The sequence below is a fragment of the Acrocarpospora sp. B8E8 genome (assembly GCF_039871605.1).
Lineage (GTDB): Bacteria > Actinomycetota > Actinomycetes > Streptosporangiales > Streptosporangiaceae > Acrocarpospora > Acrocarpospora macrocephala.
In genome coordinates, this window is sequence record NZ_JBDPLV010000109.1 from 19,985 (window position 1) to 28,398 (window position 8,414).

The 8,414-nt window shown below is 66.1% G+C and carries 5 protein-coding genes; 1 reads left to right on the plus strand and 4 read right to left on the minus strand.

From position 1 onward, the window contains the following. Positions 1 to 406 precede the first annotated feature (406 nt). The 3 genes from ABGB08_RS50625 to ABGB08_RS50635 form a co-directional block, all read right to left on the minus strand. The gene (locus ABGB08_RS50625) at positions 407 to 1,138 is read right to left on the minus strand and encodes an NYN domain-containing protein (protein WP_347606432.1); all 732 of its coding nucleotides are present in this window, start codon (positions 1,136 to 1,138) and stop codon (positions 407 to 409) included. 92 nt (positions 1,139 to 1,230) lie between these two features. Beyond that, the gene (locus tag ABGB08_RS50630; protein WP_347606434.1) at positions 1,231 to 3,090 is read right to left on the minus strand and encodes a tetratricopeptide repeat protein; all 1,860 of its coding nucleotides are present in this window, start codon (positions 3,088 to 3,090) and stop codon (positions 1,231 to 1,233) included. After that, entirely contained in the window at positions 3,087 to 3,818 is a 732-nt protein-coding gene (locus tag ABGB08_RS50635) for an SIR2 family protein (protein WP_347606446.1), read from the minus strand. The genes ABGB08_RS50630 and ABGB08_RS50635 overlap by 4 nt, the downstream gene beginning before the upstream one ends. Before the next feature lie 529 nt (positions 3,819 to 4,347). On the opposite strand from ABGB08_RS50635, the gene fxsT reads away from it, so the two are divergent. After that, complete coding sequence (fxsT, locus tag ABGB08_RS50640; RefSeq protein WP_347606437.1) at positions 4,348 to 6,789, plus strand: FxSxx-COOH system tetratricopeptide repeat protein; 2,442 nt, start codon at positions 4,348 to 4,350, stop codon at positions 6,787 to 6,789. Here the strand turns inward: fxsT and ABGB08_RS50645 are convergent. Next, complete coding sequence (locus tag ABGB08_RS50645) at positions 6,758 to 7,810, minus strand: HEXXH motif-containing putative peptide modification protein (RefSeq protein WP_347606440.1); 1,053 nt, start codon at positions 7,808 to 7,810, stop codon at positions 6,758 to 6,760. The two genes, fxsT and ABGB08_RS50645, sit on opposite strands and share 32 nt — an antisense overlap. Positions 7,811 to 8,414: the final 604 nt, after the last annotated feature.

An 8,414-nucleotide genomic window follows, 5' to 3' on the forward strand; every position in this document is an offset into this window, starting at 1 on the left:
TGGGAGCCCGTCGTTGCCCGCGTAGATGACCGGCTGTCTCGGCACGTTGCTGGTGGCCGCTCCGGCCGCCGAGACCACGATGCCGTTCTGGGTCGTCTTGAACCACGCCTCGATGGACAGCCGGGCGACGGTGTTCTGCGGGAGCAGTACCGAACCGGTGGCGGTCGAGATCGCGGTGTCGGTGCTTCCGCCGAGCGCGCCCGCCTGGCATCTTCACACCGCGCGAGGGGAGCCATCGGCGTGTGCAGCGTCGGCTACATACGCTGGTCCACGACCTTTGGCTTCGTCTGCTCGGTGCTCAGGTACGGCTGCGCCAGCGAGCATAAGAAAACCCGGCCCACAAGGAGCCGGGTGGTATGTGCTTTCAGCCTATCAGGTGAGCCCGGAAACATGCGGCCAATCGTCGTCACCAGCCCGACGGCCGGGTGTAGGCACCGACGATCGCGGAGAGTTGGCACTTCATGAGATCCCCCACGGTCAGTTGGTACCACCAGTGTCGTCCCACACCATCGGAAGCCTGTCCACGCAACGCGCCCGCGAGGTAGTTTCCGCTGGGGTTGACTACTCCGACCGGGACCCGCCGACGAGCCTGTTCGATGGGAAAACGCAGATCACTGTCGTTGGAGAAGACAACCGCGGCATCGATGACGCCGGTAAAGACGTCGAGCAGGAGATGTGAGGCCACGTTCACGTCGGAGCCCTTCTCCTCGCGGTAGGCGTACGAGATCATGAAGCTTGCGTCCGGCACGGGAGCACCGGAAGAGTCGCAGACTTGTACCGGCCAGGCGGAGCGCGCGAGCACAGGTCGACCCGTTCGATCCCGTAGAGCCAGCGGCGCGTACTTCACTCGGGAGACGTAGTAGCCGAACTCGATGTGATCAACGCTGCCGCTGGCTCGCAGGGCATTGAGGTAGACACTCTGGTCACGCTGGCCGTCCGGATTCTCCGCTCCATCGATACGGGCGGTGCAGTACACAATCCGCTCGACGTGTGCGCCATGCCAATTGGTCCGCCGGGCGACCAGATCGGTACCCAGCGTACGAAGATCGAGCCAGCGCCAACCTGGCGTGCCCCGCCCACACAAACCCCGAGCCCCGTAATAGAGGTTGTAACCGTCCACGTAGATTCCGACCCGCATGTGGGCGACCGTACCCGAATCGCCTACTTTCCGTAGTCGAATCTAGACAAGATGTCAGCTCACCCGGGAATACCCCTAGTGCCACCCCTGGATCAGCGGATTCGGGCTGCCCTTTCCCGGACGCGCGAACTGTCCGGGGCGAGCCGCTGGGCCAGTTCGATGGCGGTCCGTGCCTCGTCGGCGCGGTCCAGTTCCATCAGTGCGATGGCACGGGCCGAATGCACGTCGGCCTCGTCCTCGGATTCGAAGGTGTGGCCGAGTGCCTGGTCGAGATCGAGGAGCGCGCGGTCATAGAGCCTCAGGTCCACTCTGACCTGGCCGCGGCCGGCAAGGGCTCGGCCGGTGGAGCGGCCGGTGGCCAGCGCCTGGGTGAAGAACGCCTCGGCGTCGGCCGGGGAACCCAGGTTCCACAAGGCCTGGGCGTAGCCGATGAGCGCCTCGGCATCCGCGCGGTGACGCTCCACCGCCTGCCGGTATAGGTCGGCCGCAGCCTGATGATCTCCACTGCTGGCCAGCACGCTCGCCAGCGCGGACATCGATTTCGCGGTGGACACCTGATCGGCCAGGGACTCGAAGCCGTTGAGCGCCTCCCGGAAGCTCTCTCCGGCTGTCCGCAGATCACCTTCGATCAAGGCGATCTCGCCGTGCAGCGCCATCGCCTGAGCCTGCCTGCGGGTGTCTCCATCGGCCGCGAACCGGGACGCCGCGACGGACGCCAGCCGCCGTGCCCCGGGAAAATCACCAGCACCGAACGCGCTCTCGGCCGCGACGGCGAAATCCGTTGGCCGTATCTCATCGGGCTCGCCGGGGCGCGGGACCGCGAACCAGGCCGCGTTGGACCGGCGGACCGCGTCGATCATCAGATCCTGGCTGAGCTGATACCAGGTGCTCCGCAGGCGAGTACGTGCCGTCAGCACGTGCCGTTCGGCCAGCGCGTCGGCCAAGGCGTCAGCCAGGGCGTTCGGCATGTCCGCAGTGCTGGCCAGGCCGCGGAGTCTGGTGCCGCGAGTGCCGTGCTCGATGATGAAGGCGGACTCGATCCACCGCCGCACACTGTCCTCGGAGATCCCGGTCTCCAGCGCGGCCGCGCGCACGGCCCGCTCGTAGAAACGTGCGATCGCGGGGCGCACGTCGAGTGTGGTGGCCTGGTCGGGGTCTTCCCAGAGCTCGGAACAGACGATCTGCAGGTGCAACGGCTCAACCAGCGGAGTGGTGATAGTGGCAGTGTTACCGAGCGGGTCGGTGTAGGTGCTGGCGCGCAGCCGATCGATGATCTCGCGCACCGTGTCCGGCGCCCATTCGTGTGAAGTGCCCCTGGTCGGCCCCTGAATGGCTTCGGTCGCCGCCGGTTCGTCGAGCGCGTCCAGCCGCCGGTAGGTGAAGGGCATCCGGAACAGGCTCTCGCAGGCCGTCACCGAAGCCAGGTGCTCGTCCCGGACCAGCAGAAGCAAGTTGAGCGCAGGAATCGCGCGAAGCGCGTCGGCCAGTTGGCTCAGCAGGCCGGTGCGCTCGGCCAGCCTGGTGGGAAAGGCGGCGAAGACCTCCTCGAACTGGTCGATCGCCCCGAGTAGCCGGCCTGCTGGTCCCAGGCCGCTAGCCCGGTCGGCGAGGAACTCCGACACCGTGCTGCCGGACCGGGGCAGCACGCCACCGGCCCAGTCGCTCAGCACGGTGTAGACGTAGGCGTTGTGCGGCGGCGCTGCGAGCGGGCGGGCCGGCAGCGAGATCCGGCTGGGCGGCAGCGTGACCACCTGGAGTTCCTGCTCCATTGGCGGCAAGACACCGGCATTGAGCAGCGACGTCTTACCCACCGCCGCGGAACCGTGCAGGACGGTTACCCGATCGGCCAGCCAATCGGACTGCACGCTGCGCGCCTCCGCCTCGCGCCCGAAAAAGAGCCGGGCTTCCGACCGGAGGAACGGACGGGGACCGACATACGGTGAACCATTCATCTCTCCTCCGCGAGCCGCTCTTCGAGTTTGGTGGTGAATTGCTCGAGCGACATCCAGAAGATCTGGATCTGCTGGCGTCCCAGCCGCCGTTCCAGATAGTCGCGGACGCTGGCTTTCCGCCGGATCGCCGGATCCAGTTGCAGGCACACATGGGTGCTGCGCTGACCGTCGTGCAGGCCGAGCATGAGCGACTTGAACAGCGTCCAGAATGTGCTGTCCCGCAGGCTGTAGCCGACAAACAGCAAGGGAGCTCGACGCAGTCGGGCCCGCACGTACGACGGAATGATCGAGGAACGGTCGTCGGCGGGGGTCAGCCCCTTGCGCATGCCGTCTCGGACATGCTTGACATGGAAGTCGATGTAGTCGTCTTCGGTCAGCACCATCGAATGCGGAATGGTGTAGCGGCCATGGATGTGGAAAACCAAAGGCTGCTGACTCGTGGGTTGGCGCTCGGGAAGCGGGGGCCGGCGCTCGTCGTCATCGTCCGCCCCGGAGGAGTACCACGGACTCACGTTCCAGGATGGGCTTTTCCCTTTACGCCGAAGCGCTTCCACCATGAACCCGTCATAATTGGTGGTCAGATAAAGCGGCAGGTCACAACGGGCCAGCAGGTGGTGGATATCCAGCTGATCCGTGGTCAACGCGGCCTGCGTGAAAACGGTCCTGGCCAGCTCGCGCTTGAGACGGTTCGCGTCATGCTGGAACTCCATCACCACCGCGTACTGCATCACCCCGGCTAGATTATGCACATCCGGGTACGGGTACCGGATACGTTCCGCCCAGTGCTCGGCCAGCGCTGTACCGGTGGGAAGTCCTTGGCTCACGCCTGCGCCGAGAAAAGGGACACACACTTTATCGGCTACTGAGCCGACCAAATTACGCCAGTCCCTTTCGCTACGCCCGCCCAGGGATCTTGTATGGCCCACGCCCCGCACCGTCCCGCCCACCCCATTATCCCGAATGATAGTCGTAAATATCGGCATATTGGGGGTTGCGTCAACAGCGCTAAAGTGAATCATCTCGCTCGATGTCGCGCCTGGCCAGAGAGAACGTGTCCGCAGCTACTATTGAAGCTTGACGCGGCGAGTCGTTCAATACGCCTAAAAGCCTATTTCCGGACATATCAGACAAGTCTGAATAAACAAGGCGGTTCGCGTGACGCACCCTACGTCCGAAGATGGGGCGAAAGCCCACTTCACGGCATGGAGTAAGGAGATTCCATTCCGTAATCACCACTTCACTGGACGTGTCGGGGAGATGGAGCGGCTTCGCAGCGGCCTGTTCCGGGAAAGCGCGGCGGTGATCGACCAGCCCCCTCAGGCGCTGTTCGGCCTTGGCGGAGTGGGCAAGACCGAAATCGCCGCGGAGTACGCGCATAGGTACCGGGCCGACTACGAACTCGTCTGGTGGATCCGGGCCGAGCAGGAGATGGCCGTGGTGAACGCGCTGATCGCGCTCGGCCGGCGGATGGGGCTGCCCGGGTTCCGGGCGGAGGAACGCGACTCGTCCGCACGCCTGGTGATCGAGGCTCTAGAGAGCGGCGAGCCGTACCAGCACTGGCTTCTCATCTTCGACAACGCCAACAACGCGGGAATGATCTCGGACTACATCCCGCGCGGGCGCGGCCACGTGATCATCACGTCGCGGGACTCGCACTGGCGCAAGACGCTGGGCGTCGCCGGCATCGAGGTGGGGGAATTCTCTCCGGCGGAGACGCTGGAGTTCCTGGTCAAGCGAGTGCCCTCGTTCAGCCAGAACGATGCGGTGGCCACGGAACTCGCCAGCGAGCTGGGCCATCTCCCGCTCGCCGCAGAACATGCCGCAGCTTACATGATCGAGACCGGCACCTCTCCCGCCGAATACCTCGCCCGGCTCCGCGAGAACGCCCACGAACTGCTGGCCAGCGAGGTGGACATCCCGTATCCACTCGCGGTCGCCGCCACCTGGGGCGTCTCCCGGCAAGCCATCTCCGCGGAGGCGGACGACCTCTTCCAGCTGCTGTCCTTCTTCGCGCCCGAGCCGGTGGCTGAGGAGCTCCTCTTCCAACCTTCCCGCCTCCGTGAGCTCGCGCTGGACCTGGGACGCGCGATCAGGAACATCACCGAGTTCCGCACGGCCGTCCGCCAGCTGGCGCGTTTCTCACTGGTGAAGATCGACGGCGTGCTCAACGTGGTGCAGATGCACCGCGTGGTGCAGGCGGTCACCCGAGGGCGACTGCAGCGGGAACAACCCGAGCTGGCGCAGACCCTGGCGCACGCCGTGCACGCACTGCTCGCCGCCTCGGACCCGGGCGCTCCCGGCCGGGACGACAGCGACCCGCTGTACGAGCGCTCCCGCGCGCACCTGGTGTCCGCGGGCGCGCTCGACTGCCCCGACTCCGAGGTCAGGGACCTCATCATCAATCAGGTGCGGCGCCTGCACCGGCGCGGCGGCTTCTCCGAGAGCCTGGCCCTCGGCGAGCGCGCCCTGGAGGCCTGGAAGGGGCTGTTCGGGCAGGACGACCGGCAAACCCTGGCGCTCGCCATCGAAGTGGGCATCGCGACCCGCCTTAACGGCCAGTGGGAACAGGCGTACCACCTCAACTCCGACACTCTTCAACGTCTCAAGGCCTTCGGCGAGGATGACCAGATCTACCTGCTGTGCGCGCTCAGCCACGGCGTCGACCTCTGCGTCCTGGGTCGTTACCAGGAAGCCCTGGACAATGACCTGGCCCTGCTGCCCCGCTTCGAGCGGGTGTTCCGGCCAGAGCACGAGTCCACCATCCGGGTGCGCAACAACATCGCGGTCAGCATGCGCTGCCTAGGCCGTTTCGCGGAAGCCATGGAGCACGATCTGGAGGCCCTGCGGATCCGGGAGGGCAAGTTCGGGCCGAACGAGGACCAGACCCTCACCTCACGCTTCGCCGTGGCCCGCAATCTGCGCCGGATGGGCCGTTACGATGACGCGCTCGACATGATTCGCGAGGTGGACGCGCTCCTGGTGCAACTTGGCGCTCCCTGGGACGCGCTGCGCGTGTTTACCGCACTCGACCTGGCCATCTCCCTGCGCCGGGCCGGTTTCTTCCAGCAGGCGGCCGCGCAGGCGGAAGAGGCCCTGGCGAAGCAGACGGCATCGGCCGGGCCGGAGCACCGCATGACGCTCCTGGTGGCCACCAACGTGATCAACGACCGTCGGCTCACCGACAATCTGGCCGGCGCGGAGGAACTCGGCGAGCAGACGGTCGCCGGGTGGGCCAAGGCCGCCGGGGACCGGCATCCCAACACCTTCGCCGCCAGGGCCAACCTCGCCATCGTGTTGCGCGCCCGCGGCAACCCGCGTGGCGCACGGGAGCTGAACGAGCAGGCGCTCGCCGGATTCCGGGAGCATTTCGGGGACGAGCATCCCAGCACGCTGCTGGTCATGGTCAACCTGGCCAGCGATCTGGCGGGCATCGGCGAGGTGCGGCGTGCCCGCGAGCTGGGGGAAGCCGCCTACCAGGGCAGCGGGCGGGTCCTGGGCGAACGGCATCCCTGCACACTGGCGACAGGCGCCAACCTTTCGGTCGACCGGCTGGCCGATGGCGATGCGGAGGGAGCGGCGGAGCTCCGCGAATTCGTGCTCCAGGCCTACCGCGACGCACGGTTCACCGAACATCCAGAGGCGCGCCTGGCCCTCCAGCAAGGGCGGATCAACCTCGATATCGAACCGATGATGAACTGAGGACGCTCCTGCTCGCCAGTTCCGTCTCCGCACGCTGCCGGGCCCAGCCCGGCACGGCCTCCGTGAGCAGCGGGAAGATCCTCCCCCCGACGGCCTCGGCCAGCGCTCGCCCGGCGGGGGTGAGCGCGCCGGAGTCCAGGAGCATGGTGAGCACCTGCGCGGTGGCCTGCCGCCACAGTGCGTAGGCCGCCACGTTGGCGTTCGCGTCGGCGGTGGGCCCGTCCCGCCATTCGGCTCGATGGAACTCGCAGATCGCGGCATGTGCGTAGATCCCCTGCAGGGTCGCGGCCGCGTTCCTCGGGTCGTCGCGCCAAGGGACGGCAAAACGGGCTGGATGATCCGGTTCGGTGAGCGCGACGATCTCCTGGGTCGCGGCCAAGACGTGGTGCTGAAGTTCATGGTTGAAGGCGGCCGCCAGTTCGGCGGAACCGATCGGCGGCGACAGTGCAACCGCGCCGAAGGCTGCGCCCGAGGTGCCGCTGAACGCGTCCGCTGGCGAGGGCGAGTTGACCGGCACGATGGTGGTGATGAGCTCGGTGAGTGACGCGGCCGTACGGCCGTGCCGGGCGGCGAGCAATTGGAGGGCCTCACGACATAGCACCACCCACCGCGCACTCGTCATCGTCTCGGCGATGTCAAATCCGAAATGGCTGCGTAATGGCTCCCCCGTGTCCAGCCTGAATCCGCCGGATGCCCGCCGGCCGAGCGCCGCCACAAGCACCACGGGATCACCCCGACCCTCGGCTCGGAGTGTGTCCTCCGCCCAGGCACCCACCTGCGGAGACACCAGCACCGCCAGACCTCGATCGGTACGCCGTTCCAGCTCCTGCCACAATGCGCCAATCATCCGACCGGTGGGACTGGCCGGCCCGGACAAACGACGAATTACTTCGAGGAGGGCGATATTTCTACTCGCGATCGCCCTTTTGAGGCTGGTGATGAGCGGACCCGGCAGAACACCCGAGCCGATGATCGCCAATTCGGCGGCGGACAGCGAGTGCCGAACCAAGCCGTCGGTCATTGATCGTCATGACTGGGTTCGGGACAATCTGACCTGTTCCATCGATGCCCCGCCGGCCCTGTCGCCAAATGTCGCGCCAGCGACTCACGCAGCACTTCATCCGCTATCTCAACCACCTGGGCAAACAGCATCCGGCTAAGATCGACAAGCTTGGATTCGCCCATGGAATCCCCTGCGGCCATGTGGTATCCCCTTCTCGCGGTCGCAGTCCACCCCGCAAAGCACTCCACCCATTCCAACCGCGCCTGGGAAGAGGCGCAACGGGCAACTGGGCGCATCAGCGTACGCCCTGATGGTGTCATCGCCCTACGAAATCGTCCATAGAGCTCATATTTGCCGTGATTTCACCCACCCATCACGCTCGCACCGCCCAGGGATCAGGCCGATACGACAGAAGCATGCCACCATGTGGACTGATTCCGGACGAGCAACGGATGGGACCAGGGATTCAAGGTGTCCCTGAAGCTTACGAAGCTCAGCCTGGATCCACCGCTTGATTTCTGTGATCAATTCCCAGCCCAATTCCTCCACGAGGGCCGATTCCGCAGTTGAACGCAGTGTTTTCGGGCGTGGGAGGGCTGCCGCGCGCGGGTCGCGACTCGTC

What these genes read in the sequence shown, in the direction of transcription:
- ABGB08_RS50625 (WP_347606432.1), bottom strand. Translation starts at nt 1,138, where the DNA reads ATGCGGGTCGGAATCTACGTGGACGGTTACAACCTCTATTACGGGGCT.
- ABGB08_RS50630 (WP_347606434.1), bottom strand. Translation starts at nt 3,090, where the DNA reads ATGAATGGTTCACCGTATGTCGGTCCCCGTCCGTTCCTCCGGTCGGAA.
- ABGB08_RS50635 (WP_347606446.1), bottom strand. Translation starts at nt 3,818, where the DNA reads ATGCAGTACGCGGTGGTGATGGAGTTCCAGCATGACGCGAACCGTCTC.
- fxsT (WP_347606437.1), top strand. Translation starts at nt 4,348, where the DNA reads ATGGAGCGGCTTCGCAGCGGCCTGTTCCGGGAAAGCGCGGCGGTGATC.
- ABGB08_RS50645 (WP_347606440.1), bottom strand. Translation starts at nt 7,810, where the DNA reads ATGACCGACGGCTTGGTTCGGCACTCGCTGTCCGCCGCCGAATTGGCG.